This window comes from Pedobacter hartonius, from assembly GCF_900107535.1.
GTDB lineage: Bacteria > Bacteroidota > Bacteroidia > Sphingobacteriales > Sphingobacteriaceae > Pedobacter > Pedobacter hartonius.
This window is the reverse complement of sequence record NZ_FNRA01000009.1, coordinates 177,055-193,738: the sequence shown is the minus strand read 5'-3', so window position 1 is coordinate 193,738 and position 16,684 is coordinate 177,055. Positions and strand designations below refer to the sequence as shown.

Annotated in this window: 12 protein-coding genes; all 12 read left to right on the top strand. The window is 46.5% G+C overall.

The window, feature by feature from the left end:
• The first annotated feature begins 6 nt into the window (after nucleotides 1–6).
• The 12 genes from BLW16_RS16155 (at nucleotide 7) to BLW16_RS16100 (ending at nucleotide 16,661) form a co-directional block, all read left to right on the top strand.
• The gene (locus BLW16_RS16155) at nucleotides 7–1,200 is read left to right on the top strand and encodes a winged helix-turn-helix domain-containing protein (RefSeq protein WP_090558510.1); all 1,194 of its coding nucleotides are present in this window, start codon (nucleotides 7–9) and stop codon (nucleotides 1,198–1,200) included.
• 86 nt (nucleotides 1,201–1,286) lie between these two features.
• Nucleotides 1,287–2,309, top strand: a complete 1,023-nt coding sequence (locus tag BLW16_RS16150) for an LLM class flavin-dependent oxidoreductase (RefSeq protein WP_090558508.1) — start codon at nucleotides 1,287–1,289, stop codon at nucleotides 2,307–2,309.
• A gap of 308 nt (nucleotides 2,310–2,617) precedes the next feature.
• Nucleotides 2,618–3,295, top strand: coding sequence for a GNAT family N-acetyltransferase (locus tag BLW16_RS16145; RefSeq protein ID WP_090558506.1), 678 nt, complete (start codon nucleotides 2,618–2,620; stop codon nucleotides 3,293–3,295).
• 211 nt (nucleotides 3,296–3,506) lie between these two features.
• Complete coding sequence (locus BLW16_RS16140; protein WP_090558624.1) at nucleotides 3,507–4,019, top strand: MaoC family dehydratase; 513 nt, start codon at nucleotides 3,507–3,509, stop codon at nucleotides 4,017–4,019.
• 14 nt (nucleotides 4,020–4,033) lie between these two features.
• A complete protein-coding gene (locus BLW16_RS16135; protein ID WP_090558504.1) occupies nucleotides 4,034–4,795 on the top strand; it encodes an alpha/beta fold hydrolase in 762 nt (253 codons plus the stop codon).
• 6 nt (nucleotides 4,796–4,801) lie between these two features.
• Nucleotides 4,802–5,020 (top strand): hypothetical protein, encoded by a 219-nt coding sequence (locus BLW16_RS16130; RefSeq protein ID WP_090558503.1) that lies wholly within the window; start codon nucleotides 4,802–4,804, stop codon nucleotides 5,018–5,020.
• 65 nt (nucleotides 5,021–5,085) lie between these two features.
• Nucleotides 5,086–7,740, top strand: a complete 2,655-nt coding sequence (locus BLW16_RS16125) for a glycoside hydrolase family 78 protein (protein WP_090558500.1) — start codon at nucleotides 5,086–5,088, stop codon at nucleotides 7,738–7,740.
• 269 nt (nucleotides 7,741–8,009) lie between these two features.
• Nucleotides 8,010–8,591, top strand: coding sequence for an RNA polymerase sigma factor (locus tag BLW16_RS16120; protein ID WP_090558498.1), 582 nt, complete (start codon nucleotides 8,010–8,012; stop codon nucleotides 8,589–8,591).
• Between the two features lie 59 nt (nucleotides 8,592–8,650).
• On the top strand, nucleotides 8,651–9,628 hold the full coding sequence (locus BLW16_RS16115) for a FecR family protein (protein ID WP_090558497.1): 978 nt from the start codon (nucleotides 8,651–8,653) through the stop codon (nucleotides 9,626–9,628).
• Between the two features lie 114 nt (nucleotides 9,629–9,742).
• Nucleotides 9,743–13,207 carry a SusC/RagA family TonB-linked outer membrane protein gene (locus BLW16_RS16110; RefSeq protein ID WP_090558495.1) on the top strand — a complete coding sequence of 1,155 codons (3,465 nt, stop codon included), beginning with the start codon at nucleotides 9,743–9,745 and terminating at the stop codon, nucleotides 13,205–13,207.
• Between the two features lie 26 nt (nucleotides 13,208–13,233).
• Nucleotides 13,234–14,895: a RagB/SusD family nutrient uptake outer membrane protein gene (locus tag BLW16_RS16105; protein ID WP_090558493.1), complete on the top strand. Its 1,662-nt coding sequence runs from the start codon at nucleotides 13,234–13,236 to the stop codon at nucleotides 14,893–14,895.
• A gap of 143 nt (nucleotides 14,896–15,038) precedes the next feature.
• A complete protein-coding gene (locus tag BLW16_RS16100) occupies nucleotides 15,039–16,661 on the top strand; it encodes a calcineurin-like phosphoesterase C-terminal domain-containing protein (protein WP_090558490.1) in 1,623 nt (540 codons plus the stop codon).
• Nucleotides 16,662–16,684 lie beyond the last annotated feature (23 nt).

Here is a 16,684-nt window from a genome sequence, read left to right as displayed (position 1 = left end):
ACTGTTATGGAACCATTATCACTTTCCAGGGCACAAGCACGCGGGATTATTCTGCATGCGGCAGGATTGGCCAGTAGCGCACAATTCGGACAGGGGCCTGAAGCGGTTTTCCGGCTGATCGATCACCTGGGTTTTGTGCAGCTGGATACAAACTACGTAGTGGAACGTGCACATCACCATGTTTTTGCCGCGCGCGTGCCCGATTATCAGCCGGAATGGCTGGCGGAGCTGACAGCTGATGGCCGGATCTTCGAATTCTTTACCTCAGATGCAGGATATCTTCCCATGCATGATTTTCGCTTTTCCCTGCCGGTGAAGGATAGTTTCTCATTGAACGGAAAACCCCTGACCGCAGCAGAGACAGCACTCATGAAACAGGTGCTGGACCGGATAGAACGTGAAGGCCCGCTAATGGTGGGTGATTTTGAGGATGACCGCATGGAGGCCAGTTCCGGATGGTGGGACTGGCGGCCGGCTAAAGTGGCACTCGAACGGCTGTACCTCGACGGTAAACTGATGATTACCCGCACCAGGACTTTTCAGAAATTATACGACCTGCCGATGAACCTGATTCCCGCGGATACAGATCTGACACTACCTTCAGCGGGAGAATTTGCCCGCTATGTAATCCTCCGTACACTGGCTGCACTCGGGATCGCCTATACGAAAGAGATGGTCTGGCGTGCCCGGCGTGTGAAGGGGAACCTCGTCAAAAAGCAATTAGAGAAGATGGTTGCTGCCGGGGAAGTACGGATGGTGACCGTTGAAGGGCTGAAAGGCGCGCCGCTGTATATGCTGCCCGGTCAGCAAACAGAGGTTGAATTGTCAGGCAAGGCATTCATTCTTTCACCTTTCGACATCCTGAATGTTTTCCGTCATCGTTTAAAGGATTTTTTTGATTTCGACTACCAGATAGAATGTTTTGTACCTGCTGCTAAACGTAAATATGGTTATTTCTCGCTGCCGGTGCTGGTGGGGGATAAATTCGTTGCCCGGATGGATGCCAAAGCTGACCGGAAGCAGAAAGTGCTGATTGTCCATAACCTGCACTTCGAGGTGTTGGAACTCAGCCAGGCCATGATCGCTGAAATCGTTGAAGCGCTGAAAGCATTCGTTCAGTTCAACCGGTGCCGGGATATTACCTTTAAACGATCAAATCAGGAGGCTTACCTGAGCCAAATCAGGAGTGCTTTGCAATAAACAAGATTTCTTATCATGTGATATGTATCTTTTCTTATTTCAGCTGTAACTTTGATTTAACTACTTACAATCTTTAATATGATATCATGGAAATAGGAATCGATAGTTTTGCATCGGCTATGTATGGCAGCACTACACTCACCAGCGTTGACGCGATGGAGCAGTTACTGGAAAGAATCTCATTGGCTGATGAAGCCGGTCTGGATGTGTTTGGCATCGGTGAGCATCATAAAAAAGAGTTTCTGGACTCCGCCCCGGCAGTAATCTTATCTGCTGCGGCCGCCAGAACCAAAAATATCCGGCTGGCCAGTGCTGTTGCAGTATTGAGTACTTCTGATCCGGTGCGCGTTTACCAGAATTTTGCTACGCTGGACCTGATCTCAAAGGGCAGGGCTGAAGTGGTAGTTGGCCGCGGGTCTGCGATTGAATCCTATCCGCTGTTTGGATTTGACCTGAAGGATTACGATGCGCTGTTCAGAGAGAAGCTGGATCTGCTGCTCCGTATCCGTGATGAGGAGTTTGTTACCTGGTCTGGCAAATTCAGACCTGCGTTACAAAATCAGCCGGTTTATCCGAGGGCATTACAGAAAAAATTGCCGGTATGGCTTGGTGTAGGCGGCACACCCGAATCGTTTGTCCGGGCGGGATCCTTAGGCTTGCCGCTGATGGTTGCCGTTATTGGCGGTGAAACCGAACATTTCCGTCCTTTGGTTGATCTCTACCGTGAAGCGGGACGGAAGGCGGGTTTCAGCACGGAGCAGTTAAAGGTTGGTTTGCACTCACCTGGTTATGTTGCTGCCACCACTGAGCAGGCAATTGCGGATTACTATCCGGGATATGCAGAGCTCTGGACGAAATTGGGCAGAGAACGTGGATGGCCACCGGTAACCCAGTCAAAGTTTAATAACCTGATCGGCCCCAGAGGCGTGCTGGTAGTTGGCGGACCAGAGCAGGTAGCCGAAAAACTATTGAGGCACAGCGAAGCGCTGGGAGGTGTTGACCGCTTTACTTTTCAAATGGATAATGCAGGACTCAGTCATCAGCGATTAATGCAGTCCATAGAACTGATTGGCACAAAAGTCATTCCGCTGGTCAAAAAAAATGTATAGCATCTTGAGCTTTCTTCAGCCTCTATCAGATAGATAAGGGCTGTATACCTGAGCCATACACGGTATCTTTTTTGCCCCGGTATGACGGTGGTTAGCAAAAGATCATCATAAACTATCAGACAAAATCCAGGGCAACATTAATGACAGGGGAGAGTGATTTTGTGATATGATCGCTGAGCGGATGTCCGGTTGTATGACGATCCATTGATTGAATAAGCTCAGTAGGGAAGGATTTTTTCACAACGGTTTGTTGAGTAGCCTGGATGATGCGGGCATTATCGTATTTTTGTTAAAAACAAAATTTAACCATGACACACTTACTTGACCAACCTGTCTGGAATGCAATGTTATCAGGCAACAGTAACCTGTCTTATGGAACGTCCAGGGCAAAATACTTTGACAAAACTGTTTCGATCTTCGCTGATGTGGAAAATCAGGACTCAGATGATTTTCAAACTTTATATGATATTATCCCTGCCGGGCAGCAGATAGGGGTCTTCTCTATAAATATAGACCTAAAAGCTGAACCCTGGTCAGGAATCAGCAGGATCGATGGTTTGCAGATGACGTACAATCACGCGGCGAAGGAACTGACCGGCACCCATATTATCCGGCCGCTCGACATCAGCGATGTTCCCGCAATGCTTTCATTGACCGGACAGATGAAGCCGGGGCCATTTTTCGAAAAAACAATCGACTTCGGTCATTATCATGGGATCTTTAGCAATGATATATTGGTTGCCATGGCCGGACAGCGGTTTCATCCAGGTGCTTTTGCAGAGATCAGCGGCGTATGCACCCATCCTGATTTTACCGGAAAGGGCCTGGCCCGGCAGCTCTTGCTACATCAGATCAAGCGGATAATGGAAAATGACGAAACTCCTTTTTTGCACGTTACAGGTACAAATTTGAATGCTATCAAACTTTATGAGTCAATTGGTTTTGTAGCCAGGACTGAGATTTACATCCATATACTCAGAAAGTAATCCTGCCATTACAGGATGTTTCTCATTCAGTTCCTTACCTGCTTTGCTATCTTGGCAGCATTCCTCCCTTTAATAATCTATGATGAGGCTTGATCATAAATTGACGCTATTTCGTAAGTATTATTTTATCGATTCCCTGTAATTTGTTGATTGTTATTGAGTTGTGGTCTGGTATGCTTTTTGGTGTATGGCAGTAAACAATTTACAAAATATGGACAACAACTTAAATAGCGAAAATCCAGCAGTAACATTTAATCCAAATGACTTTCTGATTGTACCGGCCCGTTCTTTTGAAGATCTTAAAACCGGTGAAATTTTCCGTGACCCAAGTCGTACACTTACTAATGCCCATTCGGCAGCTTTCCAGAACGTATCCTGCAACAATCACCCTGTACACTATGATAACGTTCAGGCACGAAAACACGGGCACAAAACACCTGTAGTTCACAGCCTCCAGGTACAAGCCTTCACCGCTCCGGGCGCAAGTATGTTCCCTCAGGTGATCGGTGAGGTTTTTATTGCTTTTACAGAACTCTCCTGTAAATTTCTGAAAGAAGTAAATGCGGACGACACTCTAAACTCAGAACTGGAAATCATCTCGCCAACATCGCAGGGGGGAGGTAAAGCAGTTGTAGAAACGGCTGCGAGAATTCATAACCAGAACGGTGAACTGGGTTTATCCGACACACACAAGTACCTATTAAAAACGAAACACTCATCCTAACTAAAACTCAAATCATGAACGATATTTTGATCAATGCCGGTACTTTCGCCGTCAGGAAAACTTTTGTGCTTGTACATGCCGCCTGGCAAGCACCCTATGCATGGGAAAAGGTGAAAGCGCTGCTTTTGAATGATGGATACCAGGTTACCTCAATTCAGCTGCCAGGGCATGGAGAGGATCATACCGATCACAAAACTTTGCATATGGACTCCTATATCACTGATGTAACCGAAAAAATTACAGCAATCGGGACCAGGGTGATACTTGTAGGCCATAGTCTGGCCGGAATGACTATTTCTGGTGTGGCAGAACAAATTCCGAACCTGATAGAAAAGCTGGTTTATGTAGCTGCATATGTTCCGGCGAGCGGGCAGTCTGCCTATGCACTCTCCTTACCCGACAAACAATCACTTCTCGGGGCTTCCCTGCTGGTATCTGAAGATCAATCTGAATTTGACATCAAACAGGAAGATATTGTTAACATTTTTTGCCAGGGTGCTTCTGATGACGTACAACAACTGATTCTTGAAAATTACAGGCCTGAACCAGCTGCCCCGTTTTCAGATCCCGTATTTTTAAGTGATGGGAATTTTGGACGGATAGCTAAATATTATATTGAAACATTACAAGATCACGGTATTGGAAATGACCTGCAGAAAGAGATGATCGCTGCAGCGGCTATCACCAATGTTTATACGTTGAATACCGGTCATTCTCCCTCTCTTTCCATGCCGGAAGAAGTGAGTGACATCCTGAAGAAGATTGCGCTGCTATAGATGTAAATGCGTTTACAATGTAGCAATGAAAATAAAAGATGGCTGGATCTTGTCCATTTCGGAATGGCCGACCAGATGATGAAAGCCTATGGTAAAAGGGTGAAAACCAACCCACAGGCCTATTATTTTCCTGCAGGAAAAGGCCCGACGCCGGCTTCCTATACAAACATCCGGTTGTTGTTCCCTACACCGGCATCTGAAGTTGAGTTTAATTCTTATTTTTAATAAAAAAAGCTATAGTCTGCCAGACTATAGCTTTTTGCCCAGTACATAATTGAAACTGACCGAATATGAGAATTTTATTAGCTGTAGTGTGTTTTTTGCTTTTTACCAATACTTTGACCGCCCAGGTTGATGTGGTAAACCTCTTGACGGAGAACCAGAAGGAACCCAATAACATTGATATCCGCAAGCCGCGTTTTAGCTGGCAGTTGGCAGAAAAAAGCGGTAAGCCTGTTCTTCAGCAGGCTTATGAAATTGAGGTAGACACTGCTGATGTTAAAAACGGTAAAGCCGCTGCGATATGGACAAGCGGGAAAGTACCTTCGCTACAGTCCATATATGTGCCCTATGGCGGGAGTCCCTTAAGATCAGGGCAGATGTATTCATGGAAAGTGCGCGTTTGGTCTAATGATGGCAAACCATCTGCATGGAGCCAGCCGGTATCCTGGAAAATGGCACTGCTGTCAACGACAGACTGGCAGGCAAAATGGATCAGCCCTGCAGAAAAAAATGCCGTAAATGATCCTGCTCCATTACTCCGGACAGATTTTTCTTTGAACAGGGAAATAGCAGAGGCTACGGCCTATATTACCTCTCATGGGTTTTATGAAGCGAACATCAACGGGCAAAAGGTAGGCAACGCTTACCTTACACCGGGCTGGACAAGCTATAATAAAAGATTGCAGTACCAAGTATATGATGTTACAGGTTTGATGAAACAAGGAGCGAATGCCATAGGAGTTGCACTCGGCAGCGGCTGGTACAGAAGTCCTTTGGGCCCCGATCATCCAAGACCTGATTTTTATGGGAAGGAGGTGGCATTGCTGCTGCAGATCAAAGTTACCTACCGTGACGGCTCTGTACAAATGATTGTCTCTGATGAAAACTGGAGGTCGTCAACCGGGGCGCTGCGCTTTGCAGAGATCTATGACGGATGCACGATAGACACGAGAAAGGAGCAGAAAGGATGGCTGACATCAGGCTATAACAGTGCGGACTGGCAGCCGGTAAAAGTAAATACCTATCCCAAAACCAATCTGGTAGCTACCTATAATGAGCCGGTAACCAAACATGAAACCTTTAAACCCCTTAAGGTAATTACCACACCCTCCGGAGAAAAAGTAATTGATTTCGGGCAGAACCTGGTGGGCTGGGTCAGCTTGAATATAAAGGGCAGGGCCGGGGATTCCATTAAAGTATCACATGCCGAGGTGCTGGATAAGGCCGGTAATTTTTATACCGAAAATTTGAGGTCAGCAAAAGCACAGAACATTTATATTTTAAAGGATAACGACAAACATGTTTTTGAACCACAGTTTACCTGGCAGGGATTCCGGTATGTTAAAATTGAAGGTCTTAAAGGTGATTTAAACCCGGACGATTTTACTGCGGTTACGATTTATTCAGATATGCGGACTACCGGAAGTTTTAAGTGCTCCAACCCGATGCTCAACCAATTGCAGCATAATATACAATGGGGGCAAAAAGGAAACTTTCTGGATGTCCCTACGGATTGCCCGCAACGTGATGAACGGTTGGGATGGACAGGTGATGCACAGGTTTTTGCCCACACGGCAGCATTTAACATGGATGTACATAACTTCTTTACCAAATGGCTGAAAGATGTAGCTGCAGACCAGTATCCGTCCGGCAGTATCCCTTACATCATTCCGGATATCTTTACCGATGGTAAAAATGAAGTCGGAGGAAGTTCGGGCTGGGGTGATGTAACGGCCATTGTACCCTGGAATATGTACCTGGCTTATGGTGACAGGCAGATCCTGGCAGACCAGTTCCCCAGCATGAAAGCATGGGTAGGTTACATCACAAAGCAAAGCAAAAGAGACCTCTGGGTAAGTGGCAATCACTTTGGCGACTGGCTGTTCTACAGCTTGAATAATGACAGAGACGGTACTTCGGCAATCACCAACAAATACCTGATTGCACAATGTTTTTATGCCTACTCCCTGCAGATCCTGATCAACTCAGCAAAAATACTCAACAAAAAAACTGATGAAATCTATTACTCACAGCTGTTGAAAAAGATCAAAGATGCCTTTGTGAAGGAATATGTAACGCCAAACGGCCTGATCTCATCCGATACACAAACGGCCTACGCGCTGGCTCTGGAATTTGATATGTTGCCCGTAAGTTTGAGGCAGCAGGCGGCAGACCGGTTAGCGAAAAACATTGCCGGTTATGGAAACCACCTCACTACAGGGTTTTTAGGGACACCATATCTGTGCGACGCCCTGACGAGGTTTGGTCATGCCGATGTGGCTTACAAACTATTGTTACAGGAGAGCTACCCTTCCTGGTTATATCCGATCAAACAAGGCGCAACAACGATCTGGGAAAGATGGGACGGCATTAAAACTGACGGCACTTTTGAGGAAGCATCCATGAATTCCTATAACCATTATGCCTATGGTGCCATTGGCGACTGGATATACCAAAACATCGCGGGTATACAGGCGGCTGAACCGGGTTATAAAAAGATACTGATAAAACCTCTTTTAGGGGGAAAACTTACCTGGGCTGAAGCCAGCTACGATTGTCCTTACGGGCAGATCAAAAGCAGGTGGGAAATTGCAGATCAAAAATTGGAGCTGAACGTGACGATTCCGCAAAATACCACTGCAGACGTTTTTGTGCCTGACGCGCAGGGCAGGAATTATAAGAAATATACGGTACAGGCTGGTGATCACCATTTCAGCAGATAATACAGTATAAAATTGAAGTGTTTTTTATCCAAAAAATATAACGTACCTAAAAGATAGATCTGTGCCTGCTCCTGCTAAAGGCTGACCTCAGGAAAACGAATGCCCTGTTCGGGCCTGGTCCCAAAGGCGGGCTGGAGCCCTCAGGACTACTGGGGCCGGTTGATATTGTTATTTTTGATGAACCGCAAAGAATTTTGCAGGACCAATAAAGCAAACCTGACATAACATACACTTTACATTGGCACAGTATCTTGTGCCAGCGAAAGTTTATGAAAAAGTTATCAGACGAAGAGTTGTTCACGATGATCCGACTGGATAACGAACGTGCGTTTACGGCCGTTTTTGACCGTTACAATCAGCCGCTCTTCAGGCATGTTTACCAGCGTACCGGATCTGAAACAGAAACGGAAGAGATCTTACAGAACATTTTTATTTCACTCTGGAAGAACCGTCAGACGATCGTGATCAAGGACAGCATTCGCCCTTACCTGATGGGGGCTGCAAAAAGAAGTGTTTTCGCTTATTATTCAAGGACTGCTGTAGAAATTGAACACAGCCAGCTGTTACTGGCCAGGGCCGAGCCCTTTGAATATCCGGCAGAAGAATTTATGATTGCCAGGGAATTAGAGACCATACTGGATCACGAAGTAGAGAAAATGCCATCAACCATGCGGCAGATTTTCCTGCTGAGCCGTAAAGAACATCTTTCTGTAAGGGAGATTGCCTCCATGTTAAGCGTTTCCGAACAAACCGTTAAAAATAATATCACCCTGGCATCTAAGATCTTACGTGGTAAATTAAGTGCAAGACACATGATCCAGCTCATCCCTTTCCTCCTGTTTTTAAGTTAATGTACTGATCATAATTATTTAACGGTACCAGAAGCGCATTTCTTCAATTATACAGGTGAATGGAAACATCACGTAAAACTGAAGAAGAAAAAACCCTGCTAAAGAAATATCTGGCAGATGAATGCAGCCCCGAAGAAAAGGAAAGGCTTGAAGCCTGGTATAGTTCCTTTGATCATTCCCCGCTTCCGGGAAGAGTGCAGGAACGATTTTCACTCAACAAAGTTAAAAGGACAGTCCTTCATCAGGTACATGCTGAACAGCCCGGCGTATTTCGTTTGCCACGCTACTTCCGCATTGCTGCACTGTTTATTTTACTGCTGTCCATTTCATTTATCATCTACCGCGCCGCGGATTCTTCAGCCCGTTCATCAAAGGAATATAGTGCCCTTAACGGACAGCAAAAAGTGCTGAAGCTGTCTGACGGTTCTATAGTGACGCTAAACTCGGGCTCTGTGCTTAAAATACAGTCAGACTTCAAACAAAATACCAGGGAGGTCTCGCTTTCGGGCGAAGCCTTTTTCCAGGTGGCTAAAGATCCTTCGCGGCCATTTATTGTTAGCACAGGAGTGCTGCGCACCAGGGTACTTGGAACTGCATTTAACGTGCAGGCCTATCAGAATGAAGAAGAGCTGACTGTCACCGTTGCTGAAGGAAAGGTAAGGGTAGATCAGGATGCTGCAACAGGCAAACAACCAAATTTATCTCCGGGTGTTACACCAGGAAAACAATTGGTCTACAATAGAACCACTCAAAGCACAAAGGTCATTCCGGCCGATGCCGATCATATATCTGCCTGGCGCACAGGTACGGTTTATATAGACAATGAATCCATACCGGCAATTGCAAGGAAACTGGAACGCAGGTTCAATATCAGCATCGGGCTGACAGGGAAAGTTAAGTCTGACTGCCGTTATACGCTCCGTATTGGCGATGAAACGCTCGGCAAAACACTCCAGGTGTTAACCAGTGTAGCTGGCATCACCTGTAAATTCAATCAACAGGATCGTTTAACCATTAACACCACAGCATGTAAATAAACTGACTCAAAACTTAAATAACGGGAAATGCTGAAACACTCCCCGTTATCTGCCCGGCTGAAGCAGCGCAGGCAATCATTTTAAGATCTCTAATCATTAAAACTTAATTCAAAAATGCAAAATAATTATTGTAAAGCCTTTTTACAACGTCAAAATATTAGAATAAGGACAGGTAGCCTGTTCATAGTTTTCGCTATTGCACTGTTCTTTTGCCCGCAGGTTTCCCTGGCGGCTGCGGAGCTGGATTCACAGACACTGAAAAATACGCGCATCTCGCTCGACGTGAAAGATGGTGCCATAGCAGATGTCATTGCAGAAATTGAACGCAGGACCGGAATTTTTGTAGCCTATAATTCACAGAAATTTGATGTCAAAAAACATGTGACCCTGAAAGTTAAAAATGAGTTGCTGGATAAGATCTTCCGCAGGTTGCTGGAAGGTTATGATGGTATCATCACTGAACTGGATGCCAAACATATTATTATTACAATAACGCCTTCAACAGAAAAAACCAATGCGGGCAGTGCAGCAGCGGGTAATGAGAAAGCCGCTGTTAAGATTACCGGAACGGTAAAAGACGAAACGGGTTTGCCTATGCCCGGTGTAAGTGTGAAGATAAAAGGAAGTAACATGGGCGCAGTAACCAATGTGAACGGGCATTTCAGCCTGAACGCAGAGATAGGGAGTTTGCTGGTGTTCAGTTATGTAGGATTCGAAAACCTGGAGGTTAAGGTAGGAGAAGTGGCCGATCTGGATATTGTTTTACATGCAGACCTGCATACGCTGAACGAGCTGGTGGTAGTGGGTTATGGTACTGTAAAACGTGCTTTCCTGGGCGGTGCCGTGGGTACAACTGATGCTAAAACCTTTGAGTCGCGCCCGGTAAGGAATGCAGCAAATGCTTTGCAGGGTGCAGTACCGGGATTAACGGTTACACGTAATGGTGGTGCGCCGGGTAATGCGCCAACGCTGCGGGTACGTGATATTTCTTCTATCAACGGCGGCTCTCCATTGGTGCTGATTGATGGAGCAGAGGGCGATTTAAACCTGATCAACCCGGCAGATATCGACAATGTATCGGTACTAAAGGACGGTACAGCGGCTATTTATGGCGCGCGTGCGGCAGATGGGGTAATTTTGGTGACCACAAAAACGGGTAAAAGAAACCAGGCTTTAAAGATTAACCTGGATGCTTTTTACGCGATCAAAGCGCCGGCATTGTTAAAAAAGCCAGCCAGTTTATATGAACACGCGGTAATGGGCCTCGAGATTACAGATGGCTCTTTCCCTACAGAATATACACCGGAAGAGCTGGCGCTGATCCAGCAGGGAAGTACCACGGTATTGCCTTCTTCTACCAAATGGGGGCGCTGGTCTGGTTACCCCAAGTTTTACAAGAACCAGGATTATAACGAAATGATTATTGGCAACGGCAGTCTCCAGAATTATAACCTGGGCTTATCCGGTGGTGGTGAAAAGTACTCTTACCTGGTTTCGCTGGGTGCACCACAGGAGCAGGGGATCCCGAAATTTGGGATAGATGACGACAAAAGATATTACGTCCGTACCAAATTAAATGTAGAACTGCAGAAAAACCTGCAGTATGATCTCAATTTTTCATACGAAGCAGGAAGCCGCAACTTCGCCTCGGTATTGGGTTACGGACAAAATGTTTGGGAACTGATCTACAAAACACGGAGTTGGGCACCGCTCTACAATCCGGCAGGCAGGTTTTACACCTTTGAGGGTTTCGATAACCCGGCGCAGGTGTTAGAAGAAGGTGGTGATACCAAACAGGTAACAGGCAATTTAACAGTGAATAACCAGCTGACCTGGCAACCGGTAAAAGGGCTGAACATAATCGGGCGCGCGGTAGTGCGTAAAACGGACAAGGACAGTTATATCGTGCAGAAAATGATCTACAACTATAACTGGGAAAACGTAAACCACCGTACTGCGCGGAAGCCAAATAGCGCGGAGCGGAGTTACAGCAAAACCCTGTACAAGAACTTTACGGCTTATGCGGATTATAAAACCTCATTCGGCAAACATGATATCGGTGTGATGGCCGGTGCGGCTAATGAGTCGTCAGACTTTGATACCTTTAGCGCCAAAAGGATCAACTTTGACCAGCAGCTGGCCCTGCCACTGAACCTGGGCAGTCCGCAGGACCAATCCGCTACCAGTATGGGGAATGCCTATACGATCAATTCGTTTTTTTCCCGGGTTAATTATGCGTATGACAATAAATACCTGCTGGAAGGTACCATTCGCGCGGACGGGAGTTCCCGTTTTGCACCAAGCAGCCGCTGGGGATATTTCCCTGGGGCAACGGCTACCTGGCGTATAGGTGAAGAATCGCTGATCAAAAAACTGAATATTTTTGATGACTTGAAGGTGAGGGCATCTTATGGAGAAATGGGGAACCAGAGTGGGATTGGTGCTTACGATTATATTGAGCTGATCACCATCAGCCCTAACTATTATCCTTTTGGCAACGCAGTGCGTGGCCAGCTGGCGCAGCAGAGTAACCTGGTTTCCTCAGCGCGTACCTGGGAAACTATCATCTCTAAAAACATAGGTGCAGATGTAAGCCTGTTAAAAAACAGGTTAACGGCTTCGGCTGATTATTTCTGGAAGACAAATAAAAATATGCTGATCCCGGTTTCTTATCCTTCAGCGCTCGGAATCAGCGCTCCGGCTACCAATAGCGGCAGACTGGAGGTTAAGGGATGGGAAGTATCCTTAGGATGGAGAGATAAAGCAGGTGAGGTAGATTATTCTGTACGGGTCAACATCAGTGATGCCAAAAACAAGGTGGCTACCCGCATAGGGAATAACCTGATCGGACTGGGTTTAAACAGTACCCCGGTGGGTTATTCAACCAATTCTTATTTTGGGTACCAGTTTGACGGAATCATCCAGACTGCGGCAGAACTGGCGGCATACCGTTTGCGTTTCCCGCAGGAAGGAGTGATCCAGTCTGAAGTAGGAATTGGTGATGCAAAATATAAAGACTTGGATGGTGACGGCAGGCTGTCAGTATTGGGTGATGGCAAACCAGGCAGCGGTGACGCAGTTTACCTGGGCAATACCAACCCGCGCTATAATTTCGGCTTAAACCTGGGTGCCGGTTATAAAGGCTTTGATGTTTCTGCTTTTCTGCAGGGCTCAGGTGAAAGGACCATGTTTTTAGAAGGTGATGCGGCTATGCCATTTTCTCAGCCATGGTACCAGAGTGCTTCTTACTGGTATGGTAAAACATGGACGCCGGAACGTACCGATGCCAAATATCCGGCCATCACCCTGAAGGGTAAACGCTCATACAACTATGCGATATCAGACAATACGAGACACAAAATACAATACGTACGGGTGAAAAACCTGCAGGTGGGGTATACAATCCCGAAAAGGCTGCTTCAGAAAATGAAGATCGACAAGATCAGGCTCTACTTTAGCGGCGAAGACCTGTTTGAATTCCATAACGCACCGGGAGGGTGGGACCCTGAAAACGGTGGCAGTTTTGCCGACTATCCATTTACACGCAATTACTCGCTTGGTGTAAGCGTAGTTTTCTAATTTATAGCAATAACCATTATACAATCATGAAGAAATATATATCCACAATCGTTAAAGGTGCTCTTTTACTGCTGCTGCTTTCAGGTTGTCAGAAAATTGATTTATCACCTAAGGATGAACTGAACGACGGTCAGTTCTGGAAGAGCGGGACCGACTTCCAAAAAGCGGCCAACCAGTTGTACAGCACCGTAGAAGTTTTAGCAGTGCAGGATGTAAACAGCGATATCTCTTACGAGCTGATGGCCAACAATATCAGCAACGGTACCTGGAGCGCGCCAGACAATGATGCCGACTGGAGCTCACGTTTTTCCGATCTGAGGAATTGCAACAAGATCATTGAAAAGGCGGCTTCTTACGCCGGAAACCCAGCAGAAATTGAGCGTTACGTAGCCGAAGCGCGCTTTTTCAGGGCCTATAACTATTACCGCTTGTACAAAAAATTCAATAGCGTGCCCATCATCACTGAGGTATTGAATACCGAATCAGCCGGGCTGTACGCCAAAAGGGACTCCCAGGCTGCAGTAGAAGATTTTATTTTAAAGGAACTGGAAGAAGCTTCGGTCAAATTGCCTTTGCAAAGTAAAGTATCTGCCGATGAGTTGGGCCGCGTTACACAGGGAGCTGCTCTGGCTCTAAAAGCACGCGTAGCCTTATTTGCAGCTACCTGGGCCAAATATCACCAGCACCGTACCGATGCCGCGCAGCTGTTTGACCAGGCCATTAATGCTGCCGAAAGGGTAATGGCCAGTAATGAGTATAGTTTATATGCAGGCGCGGGCAACGAAAGTTACCGCAAACTGTTTATCGACAATGGGGATGATTCTAAGGAAGGGATATTTGACAACCGTTATGCACTTGACATCAGGACACACCCTACCGGAACTTCGGTTTTCTGGGGATGGAGGGGCTCGCCAACGCGTAAACTTGCAGATATGTATTTGTCGAAGACCACAGGTTTGCCTATCGAAAAATCAAACTCCGGCTTTAAGGGCTATGAGAAGATGACCGACGAGTTTATTGACCGTGATCCGCGTATGGCGCAAACCATGCTGATCCCGGGAACGGCTGCGCTCAGTCCGGAAGGGCCATTTACAGCAGCACCTGATTTCTCCGTCCGTCCCGAAACCCGTACAGGGTATAAGCTCTGGAAGTTTATGGGCGAGATTAAGGCCCTGTCTACACAATCTACCTACGATGTCCACCTGATCCGCTATGCGGAAGTGTTACTGATCCTGGCCGAAGCAACTTTTGAAAAAAACGGAGCCATCGGTGATGATGTATTACAAAAAACCATCAATGTGGTCCGTGCACGTACAGGGGTGAATATGCCGCCGCTGACCAATGCTTTCGTTACTGCAAATGGTTTGAATATGCAAACCGAGATCCGCAGGGAACGTACCGTAGAGCTGGCCTTTGAAGGTTACCGCCGTGATGACCTGCGCCGCTGGAAAACTGCGGAAGTGGAACTGGTAAAACCAATTCTGGGGATCAAATACAAAGGTACTGAATACGAAAGCCGTAAAGTGCTGAACGCCGGTAACCCCGGTTTGATTGATGCCAGTGGCTTCCTGATTGTCGAGCCTGCCAGCAGCCGCTTTTTTACTGCTCCGAGACATTATTATTATCCAGTACCGCTGTCAGAGGTTTTCCTTAACCCTGCCCTGGCACCAAACAATCCGGGCTGGTAATCAAATAATATCTTAAATAGGTTTGCCGAATTTGGTAAACCTATTTAATCCCTAAACTAGCAACACATGAAAAATAAATTCCGTATTTCTGCGGTCTTAGAAACAATACCCTTAATTTCTTTAACGATTAATAAAAAACTGAAATGTTTAAAACGAATAATCTGAATTGGCAGGCCCGGATCATATCAATGATCGCTGTGTTCGGCCTTTTACATATCGGCAGCGTTGTGGCGCAGACGGCCACCGGCTTTGTATATGTTGATAAAAATGGCAACGGCAAAAAAGACAGCCGCGAAACAGGATTGCCCAATGTAGCTGTCAGCAACGGAGTACAGGTGGTGAAAACCAAAAAGGATGGCAGGTATGAACTGCCCATCGGTAACGATAATATACTTTTTGTGATCAAACCCTCCGATTTCGCCGTTCCCATTGATTCGGCAATGCTGCCCAGATACTATTACATTCACAAACCGGGAGGATCTCCTGCATCGATGAAATACCCGGGTGTAAAACCAACCGGCCCGCTTCCAGAGGAAGTGAATTTTGCACTGGTCCCTAAAAAGGAATCCAGACAGTTCCGCGCCCTGGTGTTTGGCGATCCGCAGGTATATTCACAGCAGGACCTCGATTGGTTCCGCAAAGGGATACTCGAAGAGGTAAAAGACGTCAAAGGCATGACCTTCGGGATGAGCCTGGGTGATCTTGTGGGTGATAACCTGCACCTGTTTGCCGATTATAAACGGGAGATGGCAACACTTGGCATCCCATGGTATAATATGGTTGGCAACCATGACCTGAATTTTGATAATGGTGTAGACTCGCTTTCGGATGAAAGCTATGAGGCAACCTTCGGTCCTGCAAATTACGCATTTGAATATGGGAAAGCACATTTCATCGTGCTTGACGATATCCTTGCACCTGACCCGCGAAAGAACAGCGGCTACTGGGCAGGCCTGCGTCCAGATCAGCTGGAGTTCGTAAAGAATGACCTGGCCAATACTGATACCGCGAAACTGATCGTGATCTCCTACCATATACCCATGAAAGACTATGGCGGACGGGCTTTCCGTACCGCTGACCGGGTAAAGCTCTTTGAATATTTGAAAAACTATGCCCATGTACTGCTCATGAGCGGGCATACCCACCTGCAAAAGCAGAATTTTTATACAAGGGAAGAAGGTTGGTTAGGAGAGGGACAACTTCATGAGTATAATGCCGGAACAACATCGGGCGACTGGTACTCGGGTGAACTGGATCAAAACAATGTGCCCTTTGCAACCATGAGGGACGGAACTGAAAAAGGATATGCATTCTTAAATCTGGATGGGAATACTTATTCGATTGACTATAAAGTGGCAGGAAAACCCTCAGCTTATCAGATGAGCATATTCGCCCCTAAAGTGATAGGCCACAGAAAGGACACCAGCGTTGATTTCTATGTGAACTTTTTCATGGGTACCGAAAATAGCAAAGTGGAATACCGCATCGGAGAAGGAAAATGGGTGCCCATGAATCGGGTGCAAACGATAGATCCGAATTATTACCAGGCATTTGAACGCTGGGACCTGACCGACGAACTGATGTCTGGCAGAAGGCCATCCGATGCAGCAATCTCTTCTCACTTATGGAAAGGAGTGATCAGTACCGAATTGCCGTTAGGCAACCACATAGTGAATATCCGTGCTGCCGATATGTTTGGCCGTGTGTTTACCGCAGAGCGGCAGGTACGCGTTGATGCACCTAAACCGCTTCCAAAAGTAAAGTAACGATGTGATCATATGCTTCATGT